The sequence below is a fragment of the Paenibacillus sp. J14 genome (assembly GCF_000518465.1).
Taxonomy (GTDB): domain Bacteria; phylum Bacillota; class Bacilli; order Paenibacillales; family Paenibacillaceae; genus Fontibacillus; species Fontibacillus barengoltzii.
In genome coordinates this window covers 55,352-69,226 of sequence record NZ_JADQ01000023.1, presented here as the reverse complement: position 1 = coordinate 69,226, position 13,875 = coordinate 55,352, and the positions used below count along the sequence as shown (strand labels likewise).

Genomic DNA, 13,875 nt, shown 5'->3' with positions numbered 1-13,875 from the left:
CGGGGCTCGTGTAAAGAAAACATTCGACACGGCCAAAACACCCGTTGCCCGGTTAATCGAATTGGGCGTGCTACGACCAGAACAAACCCAACGGTTACAGGCGTATCAGACTTCCCAAGATCCGCTTGCATTACACAATCAGTTGGAAGCGCTGCTTTCCCANCCCGTGACGNCTGCCTCCGCTACGCGCCCAGTGGAGGCTATGTAACAGCCTCCACTGGGTAACAAAATTACGTGAGTGAACCATTATCCTTCGGTAACATTTTTATATGAGTTGACACGGAAGTAATTCTTACCAATTCGCTTACCGCCTACCGTTCAACCGGCAGGACATTTAATCTATCACATCAGCAGGGCTCTCATCAAGGCGTAAGTTTTTCCAAATCACTTCGATGATCGCTTATTGATGACCGACTCTTGCTCAACATCGTTAGGATGCCATTGCATAGGGCGGATTATTAATATATCACTCACATAAGTTACCCAGCAAGAAGTAAATCCTTCCAGTCCTTTGTGACCGCCGGTTTTTCGGCCGGATTCATAGATTACCACGGTGGCGAACCTAAAGCAACCATAATCTTTTTCCAAATTAAATCCCTGTGATTAGAAATGAAAGACCATTGTCCCAGAGGACAATGGCCTTTTTCCATGAATTAGATCCCTTGACGGGTCGCTATAAACTCGGGTCTCGGGTTTTGTCCGGAATACGGCTGAACCACCTTATTCTCCACACTGTTATATACCATAAAAATATTACTGCGAGGATACGGCGTAATATTACTATTGGATCCATGCATGATATTGCAATCAAACAATAGAATTGAGCCGGCTGGTCCCACAGGGGTGTCAATGCCAAAGCGCTTTACCATTTCGGTAAGGCTTTTATGATCGGGAACACCGTACTGCTGTTTGCGAAGCGACTCTTTATAATGGTCATCCGGCGTTTGACCGATACAAGGCACAAAGATATGCTGCGAGCCGGGAAGCACCATCAACGGACCGTTAAACGCATAGTTATCTTCCAGCGCGATAGAGCAGCTGAGTGCTCTCATTCGAGGCATCCCATCCTCCACATGCCATGTTTCAAAATCCGAGTGCCAATAAAACTCCTTGCCCGTAAATCCAGGCTTATAATTGATCCGAGATTGATGGATGTAAACGGAGCTGCCTAAAAGGAATTCGATGATCGCCAGGAGCCGCGGATGCTGTGACAGCTCGCGAAAGACCGGCTGGCTTCGGTGGACCGCAAAGATGGATCGCACTTCATCCCCGCCGGGTTCGCGGATAATTTCGTCCGCCTTAAGCCCACACGAAGATTCTTGCAAACGCCGTGCTTCTTCTTGGTATCCTTTTAACTCTTCTTCTGCGAAAAAACTTTCCAAGAACAAGTACCCGTTCTTCTGATAAAATTCCACCTGCTCCTTGCGAATCGGACTCTCCGAGCTCCATTCGGAGTACACCACCGGATCCTGCCGGGGAAGCCATTGGGGATCTGTATCCATCCGAGAGGGGTAAACATCCTTCGTCAAGTCAAGATCCATAGAAACATGTTGTCCGCGCATTTCACTTCATCCTTTCTAACCTAACATTTTTCAGACAAGCTACAACAACGGATAAGTCCCTTCTTCATCATGCACTTCCCGTCCCGTTAGCGGTGGATTAAACACACAGATCATCCGCATTTGCGATCGCGCCCGCAGGTAGTGCTTTTCATGTCCATCTAGCGCATACATCATGCCAGGGGTGATTGGATAGGTCTCCCCCCCAATGACTTCAATTTCCCCTTCTCCCTCAATGCAGTAAACAGCTTCCACATGATTTTTGTACCAAATCAGCGTTTCTGTACCTTCTTTAATCAACGTATCGTTCAGCGAGAACCCCATCTTGTCTTTAGCCAGAAGCAATCTTCGAGAGTTCCAAGTTTCCGTATCTACGTCATCAAGCGTCCCAACCAAGTTGTTGAGATGTTTAACGATCATACTGAAGCCTCCTCTGCTAGTTGGGTATAACAATGCTCAAGTATTTGAAGACCTTGTTCAAGCGTCTTATTTTCAATCGTTAGCGGCGGCATGAGTTTGGCCACTTCATGGTTCGGACCCGAGGTTTCCAGAATCAAGCCCGATGCAAAAGCGAATTCGGCCAACTTCTCCGCCATCCCGGGTTGTTCAAATGCAATGCCTTGAATCATCCCTTTACCGCGAAGTTTCCCACGCAGTGCAGGCTGATGTTCAATCAACGTCTGCAATGAAGAGGTCATCCGGTTGGCTTTGTCTTCAATTTGCTCCCGAAAATCCTCGGTTTTCCAATAATCCAGGGCTTCCGAAGCCCCTACAAACCCAAGGTTATTACCTCGAAAGGTTCCGTTATGTTCCCCGGGCTTCCAGGCATCCAGCTCCGGTCTAATTAAGGTAAGCGCTAAGGGCAAGCCGTAACCACCGATGGATTTGGACAAGCAGATGATGTCCGGCTCGATCCCCGACGTCTCAAAGCTGAAGAACGAACCGGTTCGGCCGCAGCCCATCTGAATATCATCGAGAATTAACAAAATCCCTTTTTGGCGACAAAGACGTTCCAGTCTCTGCAACCAAGCATCGGAAGCAACGTTTAATCCTCCTTCTCCTTGAACCGCCTCCACGATAATTGCGGCAGGCAGAGGAACACCGCTCCCCGGATCGTCGAGTAACTTCTCCATATAGGAAATCGTATCGACCGATTCGCCAAAATACCCGTCATAAGGCATAAAGACGGAGTGAGTCAAAGCCATTCCTGCCCCTTTACGCTTAAATGCATTTCCCGTGACAGCCAGCGAACCCAGTGTCATCCCGTGAAAAGCGTTGGTAAAGCTAATGACCGTCGTGCGTCCTGTCACTTTACGGGCAATTTTTAAGGCACTTTCTACAGCATTCGTTCCCGTAGGCCCCGGAAACATAACTTTGTACTGCAACCCACGCGGCTTTAAAATGACTTCATCGAATTTACTCAAAAAATGCTCTTTGGCATGCGTCGCCATATCCAAACTATGGGTCACGCCATCATCAAGCAAGTAAGCGATCAACTTATCACGAATCTTACGATTGTTATGACCGTAATTTAATGCACCGGCACCTGCAAAAAAATCGATATATTCCCGTTCTTTTGTATCCCAAAGCTTGGCATTCTGCGCCTTGTGAAATACCGTTCTGAAGTTTCGGCAATAGCTTCGGACTTCCGATTCAAGCTGTTCGAACACGTTCATACTCGGTGTTTCAAGAGTTTGGGTCTGCATCTCATACCTCCATTTATCGTTGTGGTGTAAAAGGACCAATTCGGTACAACGGCTCCTCCTCATGATGGATCTCTGGAGGAAACATTTCCGCCTGATAACCGCATATGATCTCAATCGGTACGTCATAAGCCTTGGCTACCCCCGTAAACAGACGGGTCGAGGCCACATTACTCCGGGAGATGGTGGCTTCCAAATAAGTTATCGGGGGCGCCGCAGTCTCCGAGAGCAGATACGTCAGCATCCGTTTACCGATCCCCTGCTTTCGATGGGAACCCGCGACCGCGATCTGCCAAACAAACAGTGTATCCGAACAGAGCGGCGATCGGAAGGCGGACAGAAAGCCAACCACCTGCGATCCTCCCTCTGCAATCACACATGTTTCACGAAAATAATCACATAATACCAAGTAGGCATAAGCCGAATTTAGATCCAGCGTTTGACTGTCTCGAATCAGCTGATAAACGTCTCGTGCATCTTGAGGATTTGGCCTGCGAATTACAAGCTCGCCATTTGTGTTATTCATAGACGCCACCTGCCCATCATGCCATCGAATACACAGCAGACCGGAATCGTTTTAAGAATGACTGCAACCGTTCCGTTTGCGGGTGTTCAAATATCGCCTCTGGCGTTCCTTCCTCAACGATGTTTCCATCCGCACAGAAGATCACGCGATCCGCGATTTCTTTAGCGAAGTCCATTTCGTGCGTGATGAGCATCATCGCCATCTCCCCCTCATCCGCAATTTCTCGTATAACCTCCAGCACTTCGCCAACCAGCTCGGGATCCAACGCCGATGTCACCTCATCCAACACCATGACCTTGGGCCGCATAACGAGCGCTCGAGCCATCGCCACCCGCTGTTTTTGCCCGCCGGATAATTGAGCGGGGTAATCTGCTAATTTATCGTCCAATCCCACTTTGCGGAGCATCTCAAACGCGCGTTCTTCCGCTTCTTCTTTGGACAGTTTCAGCACTCTTCTTGGCGCTTCCGTTATATTCTGCAGCACCGTTCTATGCGGGAATAAATTAAAATGTTGAAAAACCATTCCTACATGGCCCCTCATTTCATGTAAATGCTTCTCATTGGCACGAACCAACCGCCCTTTCTTGGACATATGCCACAAATGAACACCGTCAATTTCAATCGTGCCAGTCGTCGGTTCCTCCAACGTCATCAGCATGCGTCCCAATGTTGTTTTGCCGGAACCGCTTGGACCAATGATTGCTACCTTTTCTCCTGGCGCGATGTCCAAATCGATGCCCTTCAGCACCTCACGGTCGCCAAAAGATTTCGTAACACCCGTATATTTCACCATCGGCATAATCATAAGTATCACCCCCCATTTATTTGCCCCTTTGGAGATTCATCCGCTTTTCCAATCGCCGGACCAACAGGGAGGACGGATAGCTGATCGCCAGAAACAATAAGCCAACTAACGTATAAGGCTCAAATACCCGGAAGGATTCCGAAACGATATTTTTCGCGGTCAACAGCAATTCGACCAAGGTAATCGCGGATAAGATCGGCGTTTCTTTAAACATGACAATCAGATAATTGCCAAGGACCGGGATTATCGGTGGAATGGCTTGCGGAAGAATCACTGAGCGCCAAGTATCCAGCTTGGTATAATTCAGCGCAGTCGCTGCTTCCCATTGCCCTCGGGGAACAGCCTCAATTCCAGATCGGTAGACCTCCGATAAATACGTGCTGTAGTGGAGACCTAATCCTAAGATCCCTGCATAGAAAGCGGGTAACGAAATGCCGGTCATCATCGGTAAACTGTAGTAAATAAAAAATACCTGTACCAGCAACGGGGTGTTTCGTATAAACCCATTAAACCCTTTCGCTGTCAATCGCAGCCAGACCCATCGAGAGCGTATGGCGAGAGCCAGCAGCAGTCCCCCGATCACAGCGCTCAGAAAACCCAACAATGTAGCAATAACCGTCATCCTCAGCGCGATGAGAAGTTCCGGAAGGATTTCCAAAGCGTAATTCCAATCCCACATCGGTTACATCCTCCCTTCGGACCATTTACGCTCCCACACCCGGATGCCGAAAGAGACAAGCGACGTCATCACTAAATACATCAGCAAGAGCAAGAGCAAAATCTCTGAAGTCCAGGAAATGTAGTTGTTCCGCAGAACCATCGCTTGGTATGTGAGATCCGCCATGGTGATGAAGTAGACGAGAGATGTGGATTTAATCAATTCAACAAGCAAATTGCCAAACGGAGGAAGCATTCTTAAGGCGGCTTGAGGCAAAATGATATAGCTCATTCGCTGCCACGGCGTCATATTTAAGGCGATCGCCGCTTCCCATTGCCCTTTCGGCACGGCCAAGATCGCGCTGCGTACAACCTCGGATCCATAAGCTCCAAAGTTTAATCCTACCGCCAACACGGCCGCAAGTAACTTGGGAAGTTCAATCCCCGCAAAGGGCAACGCAAAATACAACCAAAACAACTGCACGAGCAAGGACGTCCCACGGAACACCTCGACGTATATTGAAGAGATCCAGCGAATAAGGCGCAACCGGGATAAACTCATCAATCCTGAGGCGAAGGCTGTTACAACCGCTAGAAGTGTTGCCAAGATAGCGACGGTAACAGTAATTTTGGCTCCTTCTAGTAGAGTGGGGATAAAATCAATCCAGGATTCTGGCATATTATCCTCCGCAAAGCTCGGCTGCTGTCATGTCTCCGGGCAGTTCCTGCTCTGTGAATCCGAATTGTTGCAAGATTTCCAAGAGCTCGCCCGATTCCTTCATCTTGGCCAGTTCCGCGTTATAAGCCTCTTGAAATTCCTTATCCGCCAAACGGAACGCCGTTGCCCCGTAACCGCGAACACTTTGACCGTCAATCACCGGTTGCGTAAACTCGCTTACTCTTTCGATGTCTTGATCCCCCGCAGATTCAAGCATGGCCTGCAAGGAAGGTCCCGTCATCGTGATCGCTTCGACACGTCCAGATTGAAGCGCGCTAATGGCCGACGCCTGATCTGGAACTTGAATGATACGTTCATCCGGTACACCGGATTTCTGCAAATAACCGATTTCGACTGCACCAGTCATTACGGCAACCCGTGCTTTTTCGTTATTAGCGATATCTTCATAGCTGCCGAGGCCGAGAGGATTCCCCTTTTTGACGGCAATCGCTTCACCTATGCTATACTCCGGGTTGGCAAACAACACGGCTTCACACCGTTCCGGGTTAACGAACATTCCAGCGGTAATCAGATCAAATCGGTTCGCCTGCAAACCGGCAATTAAGGAACCGAATTCCGTCAACTCCCCCTTCATCTCGTGAATGCCCAGCCTTTGGAGAATTACTCGTGCGATCTCCACCGCTTCACCGGTGAGTTCTCCGTTAGCATCTTTGTAGGCATAAGGCTTCTCATTAGCGAACCCAACCGTTATAGACCCGTTTTGAATTGCCTTCGCCAGCGTCCCTTCTGCCTTAGAATCCGACTCATTTCTTGAATCAGCGTTCTGCCCTGAGTTGCAGGCAGTTAACGATACCGCTACTAGCAATGAAATCAACAACCATGACACTTTCCTCAACCATCCTCACAGCCTTTCTTTCCTATTTTTTGCATCGGTTTAGTAGGTTTTGAATCAAGTTCAATTCCGAAGCCCAGCCCCCCTCCTTTCTTCTTCATGTCGGGGTAAATAAAAAGAGACCCCTCGCTTGGGGGAAAGCATAGCTCCGCCAGCAGGGGTCCACACAAAAAAATATAAAATGGCCCTTAATAAGGGCCATGGAAGTTTTCGTGAAGTTAATTGAAACTAGACCCATCCACTGCTGACGAGGTTAGCTGACGGACTCGGGTAAGATGGTACCCTACAATCGTTAAAGAATGATTCGCCCCAAAAAATGGTTCCCCCGCTTTCCAGTAATGAACTGGAAACTAAGCGTGTGTCTATAGTAAAGGCTATTCCAGTCAATGTCAACCCATTATCTGTAATTTTAACATTTAAACTGTTAATTCATCATATGAAGGATGGAAGATTCAACCCAAATCTCTGGATGGATCCCCGCCCCCAGGCTTCATTATGATTCCAGTTGGTTTTCCACTTCTGCCAATGCAGCTTGATCCTCGGCCAAGTCTTCTTTGGCCCGTTCGATCGGTTCCGGATTCATCCGGCCTTCGGCCTGGGAGATGGCGTTTTCCGCTTTTTCGATCGCGTTACGTGCCCCCTCCAACGTTTCTTCACGAGGATGCGATTGAGCTTGGGTCACCGCGCGATGCGCTTTTTTGACCGATTGTTGTGCAAGTGAAATTGGATTTTGGGATTGTAAGCTGGAAAATGGATTTTCCATGTTCAGTTCCTCCTCGAGCAATGATGAGATTAGGATGTGAAAATACAGCTCAAATCATGCACGATTTATGGCATATCCAATAGAACCTATGCGCTTCCCATCACTAACTTTTTCTCTCTCCGCTAGTTCCATGCTACAATAAGTCTTGTTTGCAATTCCGGAAATACGAATATTATTGAACCTATTGGAGGAATACATGATGGAAGCTTTTGAGGTTCTTCTCGAAAAATACGCCGAATTGGTCATCCGCGTTGGCGTCAACATCCAACCCGGTCAAAACCTGATGCTGACGGCACCGCTGGAAACGGTGGATTTCACCCGCCTGCTGGTGGCTAAAGCCTACGATGCCGGAGCCAGATACGTCCACGTCGATTGGGAGGACGAGCAAATTACCCGCATTCGTTATGAGCATGCAACGGACGAATCCTTGGCCTACTACCCGCAGTGGCTCGCTGATATGGCGGAACAGTTCGGTGAGGAAGGCGGTGCGATCCTTCGGATTAAAGTACCCGATCCGGAGTTGTTCCGCGGCATCCCTTCTTCCAAGGTGTCTACCGCAGTCAAAGCAGCAGCAAAAGCGCGGGAGAAGCATTCCGCCCAAACGCGCAACAACCGGATCACTTGGTCGCTGATCAAAGCCCCAACGAAGGCTTGGGCCGACAAAGTGTTTGCCGATTTACCCGAAGAACAGCGGATTACGGCAATGTGGGAAGCCGTATTCAAAATGAATCGCGTTGACCGCGAGGATCCGATCGCGGCCTGGCACGCGCATATCCAACAGTTAAAAGAACGGCAAGAGCATATGAATGCCAAACGTTACAAAAAACTGCACTACCGCGCGCCGGGCACCGATCTCCACGTCGAGTTGCCTGAAGGCCATCTATGGCTTGGCGGAGGTGATTACAATGCGGCAGGGAACTATTTTGTCGCCAATATGCCAACGGAAGAAATCTACTCCATGCCGCACCGTACCGGTGTGAACGGGACCGTCACCAGCACGATGCCGCTGAATTTGAACGGCCAGCTTGTGGAAGGCCTTACGCTGACCTTCAAAGACGGTAAAGTCGTAAGCTTCGACGCCAAATCCGGACGGGAGCATTTGGAGAATCTGCTTCAAACCGACGAAGGAGCCCAGCACCTTGGCGAAATCGCTCTGGTACCGCATGATTCGCCTATCTCCAAACTAAACCGAATCTTCTATAACACCGGGATCGACGAGAACGCATCGTGCCATTTCGCCTTGGGCAGCGCGTATCCGGTGAATATCGAAAACGGCGCTCAGCTAAGCAAAGAAGAACTGCTCGCCAGAGGTGCCAACGTCAGTCTAACGCACGTGGATTTTATGATCGGCTCCGCAGAGCTCAACATTGATGGAGAGCTCGCGGATGGAACGATTGAGCCGGTATTCCGCAACGGAAACTGGGTTTAAGCCGCAATTGATTCACCGATGAATTTAGGCTTAGCCTAACGCCAGAAAATTCTAGAGCCATTTCAATTCACGCCCCTCGCGTAAAAAGAACTCCGCGGCATCCCGTCGCGGAGTTCTTCTCAATACTACTATTTCTTCATCCCGGTATAGATTTGAATCGCATCCCGCAGGAACTCGGCCGCTCCAGGCTGATCCTTGTCGTAATAAGCTTTAAAGCGCTCATCATCGACGTACATCTGCGCCAGCCCGGCATGGGCTTCCTTGCTGTACTCGTTCCAGTAGAACGTCAACCACTGCTTGTGCAAATCAGCAGCCTTTTGAGCAAGTTCACCGGCAGGATCGCCCGTTTTCATGGCCTCGGCTAATGCGACCTTAACTTCGTTCTCGAGCTGCGTAACCTTCGCATATTCCTCTTGGGTCATATTCATCAGCTTCTGATTGGATTTCTTTATCGTGTCTTCCCCGTATTTTTCTCGGATCTCCCGGCCATATTTACGCTCGTTCTCCTCGATCAACTGCTTCTTAAAGCCTTCAAATTTCTCTTGATCTTGCATCGAGATTCTCCCTTCATGTGACGCGATCGTTTTTTCCACATTCGCAATTAACGCGTCGAGTTGCTTGCGTTTGTCAAGGAGCTGATTCCGATGTTCTCTCAGTGCGCGGGTACCGTCGAATCCGGGATCGGTGACGATGGACCGGATATCTTCCAGACTCAGGCCAAGTTCACGATAGAACAAGATCTGCTGCAGCAGATCGACTTCCCGACGGCCATAGATGCGATATCCCGACGAGTTCGTTCTTGCCGGCTTCAGAAGTCCGATCTCATCGTAATAACGCAGCGTCCGGGTACTGACCCCGGCCAGATTCCCCAGCTTCTGAATGGTGTATTCCACAAGCTCACCTCCTGACAACACTCATGATAAACGTTGACGTTACGTGAAGGTCAAATCTTTTTTTGAGAAAATTTCAGGCCCAGCTCGGACGAGCTGCAACCACCGTCTCACCGGTACTCGCTGCCCGTTCGATCATCATCCCGAGATAATGATCCTGTGCGGCCTCCCACAAACCGTAAAATTCCGGCCCGCCCTGAACATATTCGCCCATCCTTAACAGGCAAGTCGCAATCGCCAATTCATCATCGTATAATCTAGCCGGGGCAAACGGATTGGTATACAGCCACTGTTCCCCGCAGAGAATCCCCTGTAGAAAATAACCCTCCTGATTCTCTAACTCACCTTTATTTACACGCTTCAGCTCCAGTTGCAGCGGGGTCGTATCCTCCTGTTGGATTAACACCCGAGAATCAAAAATTTCACCGCGTTCGCCGCGGACACAGCAATGATTGGAGCGAATCCAAGAACGATGCTGATCGCGGGTAAAATCATAGATCCCCAACCGATCACCGAAATCAAGCCATGCCAGTTCTCGTGAGGAAGGGACAAGCCGATCCTCCGTTGGCGGACCACTGCGCGTTGGTCCCTGCACCCAACTTGATTCGAACCGCATGGCACGAATCCGTACTTCTTCAAAAGCAACTCCCAGCAACCTGCGAATCAGGCTGACACCATGGTATAAATGGGAGATCGAAACGGTTGCTTCCGTGATCCGTCCCAGCCGTCCCGTTTCAATCAACTGGAGTCTCGCTTGCTGAATCGGATGCAGATGATACTGCTCTGCCACCTGGATTTTCGCCCCGCTTTGGCCAAGCCGTGCATACAGCAACTCCAGTCCTGCGAGGTCCGCCGCCGGTGGAGTTTCCGAGAGGACGGGAATCCCCGTTTCGGCCAGTTTTAGCAAGTAAGGCAGCATCTCTGAGCCGCTCACCGACAGCACAACGAAATCCTGCTGCTCTTGCTGGAGCAGAGCTTCCACCGAGCGGTACGTTCGGACGCCCCACTGACGCTCCATCGCGAGTGCCTTCGTTTCGTCGCGGACAACCAGACCCCCGATTTGGAACCGATCCGGCATCGCCTCGGCAATTCTTAAATAATATTGGGCACGAAAGCCCGCTCCGCCGATAATGCTAAATGTGATGGCCATGCCTGATTCCTCCTCCATAATCATCGTCTTAAGCCTGTTGGTGAAACCTGGGGGCTCGACCAATAATCCTCTCCCGTGAATAAAAGATTGAATCTTTAGCCAATGGCAGCGTAACCACTTTCCCCGTTGCGGCTGATTCATAAATCGCCATGATCAGCTCGATCGTGTTTCGCCCCTCATTCCCGTCGATCAGCACCTGCCGAGAGCCCGTTTCAATGGCGGTAAGCACATCGTCAATTTGCCCGGCATGTCCGGTGTATTGAAGCGGCACGACCTCCTCCGCTGCTCGTTGGATCTCCACTTCCAGATCCGGATTCCGCTTCGGAAATCCGCCTTCACCTTCTTCCGAGGCATACAGTTGCCAAGGAATTCCCACCTTCGCGCGCTCCCCCTGAAAAACAAGCCGTTGTTCTTCACCATGATGAACAACGGAACTGGTCACTTGCGCAAGACCTCCGTCGGGATACTCCAAGACCGCGATAGACAAATCCTCGACCTGGGAATTCCTGTGCGACGTATTGGCGGTAACTGCGTGGACTCTAGAAGGCATCCCCCGAAGCCATAGCAGCAGGTCCAGATGATGCACCGCGTGGTTCATCACACAACCACCACCTTCATTTTCCCACGTCCCCCGCCATTCCACATCGTAATAGCTGCTGCCGCGCCACCAATAGGAATTCACCTCGGTATGGACAATGCGGCCAGCCAAGCCGGCATCAATCACCCGCTTCACCCGGCGAATCGGATCATAGAAGCGGTTCTGCCCCACAACGGACAACAGCGCTTGACCTTGGGCAGCTGCCTCCAGCATCCGATCACATTCGGACAATGATGGAGCCATCGGCTTTTCCACCAGTACATGCTTGCCCGCAAGCAGAAAATCCGAAGCAATGTCGGCGTGAGTTGACGGCGGTGTACAGATCGATACTAAATCCACCGATTCTAAGCTCAACACTTCCTTGTAATCCGAGTAGATCGTGCAGTCCAATCCAAAACGCTCTTTGAGCTTGGCCGCCTTCCCTCCGCTTCGATCGACCAGCGCCATAATCCGGCAACGGTCACGAAAGCGGGCAAACGCCTCCAGATGGGTACTTGCAATCGAGCCAGTGCCAATAATGGCGATGTTTATCATGATATCTCTCTCCCCAGTTTCTTTATTTGATCAAATCGGTTGGGCTCATACCGGTGATTTTTTTGAACAGTGTACTGAAATAAGGCACATTCTTGTAGCCGACCTGTTCGGCGACCTCATAAACAAGCCGATTGCGCTCAAGCAACAACTCGCGGGCTTTTTCGATCCGAACACGCGTTAAGTAGTTGTTGAACGTTTCGCCGGTCATGTTTTTGAATATGATCGACAAGTGGTTGCGGGAAATGTACAGCTTTTCCGACAACTCCGCTAGCGTAATATCCTCGGCATAATGCTCATGGATATAGCCGGTCATATAATCCACTACCTGCCGGTGCTTACTGTTCCCTCGCCACTGGCGGCTGCTGCAGATCAGCGTAATTTTATCCGATAACCATTCGGTCAGCTGCTCTGGCCCCGTTAAGCCAACCAACTCTTTGGTGATCTGCCCTTCGGGGACCAGATCATTCAGCAGCACCCCAGTTTCATAGAGGCAATACGTAAATACCCCCCATAGCTCGCAAGCTAAAATTTGCACCGTTTCCGGAGTCATCGCTTTCTGCAGCTCCAGCCGGTTCATGTAATCAGCCACCAGCTTCTTAGCTTCCGCTTCCTGGGACGCCTTCAACGCCGAAGCCAATTCCACGTAAAATTTCACCGAAAATAAATTCGCCGCTGCCGTGTTTCCGTCTTCTTCGTCCTGATAATGATATAACGCGTATGTGGAATCTCGCCGTCCCAACCTCATGTCGATCGCGCGGAACGCTTCTTCCGTTGAATCCGGAATGTGCTGCCACTGCGCTTTCACGCCTCCAATCCCGACGCGGACAACCAGTTTCAGATAGCTTTTGATCGCATCGATCAGCTTCACACCCAGTTCATACAGCTTCTGCTCCAGCAATTCCTTGGGCTCCTCTGGACGCGGGTGGACGATTAAAACAGCCCTCGTGCTGTGCAACTCGGTATATTCCACAATCCCGAACCTTTTGCGGGCCACCTCGCAAACAATATTGCTGATCGCAAAACGGAACAGATTCCAATCCGTCAAGGAAAATTGGCCAACGCGCGCATCCCGGACAAGATCGATCCCGATCGTCACATGGCGAAAATCCGTCCAATGCCGATAAGGCTCCGGCAATCGCCCAGCCTCGCGGTAAGAGCTGTCCAGCGTTCCGACAACCGCCGAGCGAACCCATTCCTTCTCAATAAACGGCTCATACAGGCTCAGCTTTCGCTCCAGCTCGCCCTGTTTACGACGGTTTTCTTCCTCCTCGGCCAACTCATCGATCACCTTGCCCAGAATTGACTTCAGCGTGGGCATACTGATCGGCTTGGAGACGTAATCGCTGACATTAAAGCGCAGCGCTTGCCGCGCATGCTCGAAATCGGAGTAGCCGCTAAAAATAATGACTTTCCCGTCATACCCTTCCTTCCGCAGCTGCTCAATCATATCAATGCCATTCATCGCAGGCATATAAATATCCGTGATGACGATATCCGGATTGGTTTGCCGGACCACCTCCAGCCCGTCCTTCCCGTTCTGGGCTTCCCCAACCCAGGTCGCCCCAAGCTGTTCCCACGGAATCGCCCGTTTCATCCCCTGCAGCACTTGGCGTTCATCATCAATGATGGCGATTTTCCACACCCTCAACTACCTCCTTGACAGTTCTCTCCAAGATGTTTTAGATGTTTC

The 13,875-nt window shown here is 50.3% G+C and carries 14 protein-coding genes and 1 riboswitch; of the genes, 1 reads left to right on the top strand and 13 read right to left on the bottom strand.

The features are described 5' to 3' along the window. Positions 1–653: 653 nt before the first annotated feature. The 9 genes from thpD to M891_RS0111010 form a co-directional block, all read right to left on the bottom strand. Positions 654–1,562, bottom strand: a complete 909-nt coding sequence (gene thpD, locus M891_RS0111050) for an ectoine hydroxylase (RefSeq protein ID WP_028538878.1) — start codon at positions 1,560–1,562, stop codon at positions 654–656. Positions 1,563–1,601: 39 nt separating this feature from the next. Further along, complete coding sequence (locus M891_RS0111045) at positions 1,602–1,979, bottom strand: ectoine synthase (protein ID WP_028538877.1); 378 nt, start codon at positions 1,977–1,979, stop codon at positions 1,602–1,604. After that, positions 1,976–3,265 carry a diaminobutyrate--2-oxoglutarate transaminase gene (ectB, locus tag M891_RS0111040; protein WP_028538876.1) on the bottom strand — a complete coding sequence of 430 codons (1,290 nt, stop codon included), beginning with the start codon at positions 3,263–3,265 and terminating at the stop codon, positions 1,976–1,978. The genes M891_RS0111045 and ectB overlap by 4 nt, the downstream gene beginning before the upstream one ends. A 13-nt stretch (positions 3,266–3,278) precedes the next feature. After that, on the bottom strand, positions 3,279–3,788 hold the full coding sequence (gene ectA / locus M891_RS0111035) for a diaminobutyrate acetyltransferase (RefSeq protein WP_028538875.1): 510 nt from the start codon (positions 3,786–3,788) through the stop codon (positions 3,279–3,281). Between the two features lie 16 nt (positions 3,789–3,804). Beyond that, positions 3,805–4,593: an ectoine/hydroxyectoine ABC transporter ATP-binding protein EhuA gene (gene ehuA, locus M891_RS23740; RefSeq protein WP_084628878.1), complete on the bottom strand. Its 789-nt coding sequence runs from the start codon at positions 4,591–4,593 to the stop codon at positions 3,805–3,807. A 16-nt stretch (positions 4,594–4,609) separates the two neighbouring features. Beyond that, the gene (gene ehuD, locus M891_RS0111025; RefSeq protein WP_028538874.1) at positions 4,610–5,272 is read right to left on the bottom strand and encodes an ectoine/hydroxyectoine ABC transporter permease subunit EhuD; all 663 of its coding nucleotides are present in this window, start codon (positions 5,270–5,272) and stop codon (positions 4,610–4,612) included. A 3-nt stretch (positions 5,273–5,275) separates the two neighbouring features. Next, positions 5,276–5,929, bottom strand: a complete 654-nt coding sequence (gene ehuC, locus M891_RS0111020) for an ectoine/hydroxyectoine ABC transporter permease subunit EhuC (protein WP_028538873.1) — start codon at positions 5,927–5,929, stop codon at positions 5,276–5,278. A 1-nt stretch (position 5,930) separates the two neighbouring features. Beyond that, entirely contained in the window at positions 5,931–6,824 is an 894-nt protein-coding gene (gene ehuB, locus M891_RS0111015) for an ectoine/hydroxyectoine ABC transporter substrate-binding protein EhuB (protein WP_028538872.1), read from the bottom strand. 224 nt (positions 6,825–7,048) lie between these two features. Next, a riboswitch (cyclic di-AMP (ydaO/yuaA leader) is annotated at positions 7,049–7,188 on the bottom strand. 126 nt (positions 7,189–7,314) lie between these two features. Next, complete coding sequence (locus M891_RS0111010; protein ID WP_051416922.1) at positions 7,315–7,584, bottom strand: hypothetical protein; 270 nt, start codon at positions 7,582–7,584, stop codon at positions 7,315–7,317. Positions 7,585–7,783: 199 nt separating this feature from the next. Between M891_RS0111010 and M891_RS0111005 the strand changes: the two genes are divergently transcribed. Continuing rightward, positions 7,784–9,013 (top strand): aminopeptidase, encoded by a 1,230-nt coding sequence (locus tag M891_RS0111005; protein WP_028538870.1) that lies wholly within the window; start codon positions 7,784–7,786, stop codon positions 9,011–9,013. Positions 9,014–9,141: 128 nt separating this feature from the next. Here M891_RS0111005 and M891_RS0111000 read toward each other — a convergent pair whose 3' ends face one another. The 4 genes from M891_RS0111000 to M891_RS0110985 form a co-directional block, all read right to left on the bottom strand. Next, complete coding sequence (locus M891_RS0111000; protein WP_028538869.1) at positions 9,142–9,906, bottom strand: MerR family transcriptional regulator; 765 nt, start codon at positions 9,904–9,906, stop codon at positions 9,142–9,144. Between the two features lie 73 nt (positions 9,907–9,979). Further along, positions 9,980–11,053, bottom strand: a complete 1,074-nt coding sequence (locus M891_RS0110995; RefSeq protein WP_036700102.1) for a Gfo/Idh/MocA family protein — start codon at positions 11,051–11,053, stop codon at positions 9,980–9,982. 28 nt (positions 11,054–11,081) lie between these two features. After that, positions 11,082–12,185, bottom strand: coding sequence for a Gfo/Idh/MocA family protein (locus tag M891_RS0110990; protein WP_028538867.1), 1,104 nt, complete (start codon positions 12,183–12,185; stop codon positions 11,082–11,084). Between the two features lie 22 nt (positions 12,186–12,207). Continuing rightward, entirely contained in the window at positions 12,208–13,827 is a 1,620-nt protein-coding gene (locus M891_RS0110985; RefSeq protein WP_028538866.1) for a response regulator transcription factor, read from the bottom strand. Between the last annotated feature and the right edge of the window lie 48 nt (positions 13,828–13,875).

Excerpts from the sequence above, each read along its gene's own strand:
- thpD (WP_028538878.1), bottom strand. The coding sequence starts at position 1,562 with ATGCGCGGACAACATGTTTCTATGGATCTTGACTTGACGAAGGATGTT.
- M891_RS0111045 (WP_028538877.1), bottom strand. The coding sequence starts at position 1,979 with ATGATCGTTAAACATCTCAACAACTTGGTTGGGACGCTTGATGACGTA.
- ectB (WP_028538876.1), bottom strand. The coding sequence starts at position 3,265 with ATGCAGACCCAAACTCTTGAAACACCGAGTATGAACGTGTTCGAACAG.
- ectA (WP_028538875.1), bottom strand. The coding sequence starts at position 3,788 with ATGAATAACACAAATGGCGAGCTTGTAATTCGCAGGCCAAATCCTCAA.
- ehuA (WP_084628878.1), bottom strand. The coding sequence starts at position 4,593 with ATGATTATGCCGATGGTGAAATATACGGGTGTTACGAAATCTTTTGGC.
- ehuD (WP_028538874.1), bottom strand. The coding sequence starts at position 5,272 with ATGTGGGATTGGAATTACGCTTTGGAAATCCTTCCGGAACTTCTCATC.
- ehuC (WP_028538873.1), bottom strand. The coding sequence starts at position 5,929 with ATGCCAGAATCCTGGATTGATTTTATCCCCACTCTACTAGAAGGAGCC.
- M891_RS0111010 (WP_051416922.1), bottom strand. The coding sequence starts at position 7,584 with ATGGAAAATCCATTTTCCAGCTTACAATCCCAAAATCCAATTTCACTT.
- M891_RS0111005 (WP_028538870.1), top strand. The coding sequence starts at position 7,784 with ATGGAAGCTTTTGAGGTTCTTCTCGAAAAATACGCCGAATTGGTCATC.
- M891_RS0110995 (WP_036700102.1), bottom strand. The coding sequence starts at position 11,053 with ATGGCCATCACATTTAGCATTATCGGCGGAGCGGGCTTTCGTGCCCAA.
- M891_RS0110990 (WP_028538867.1), bottom strand. The coding sequence starts at position 12,185 with ATGATAAACATCGCCATTATTGGCACTGGCTCGATTGCAAGTACCCAT.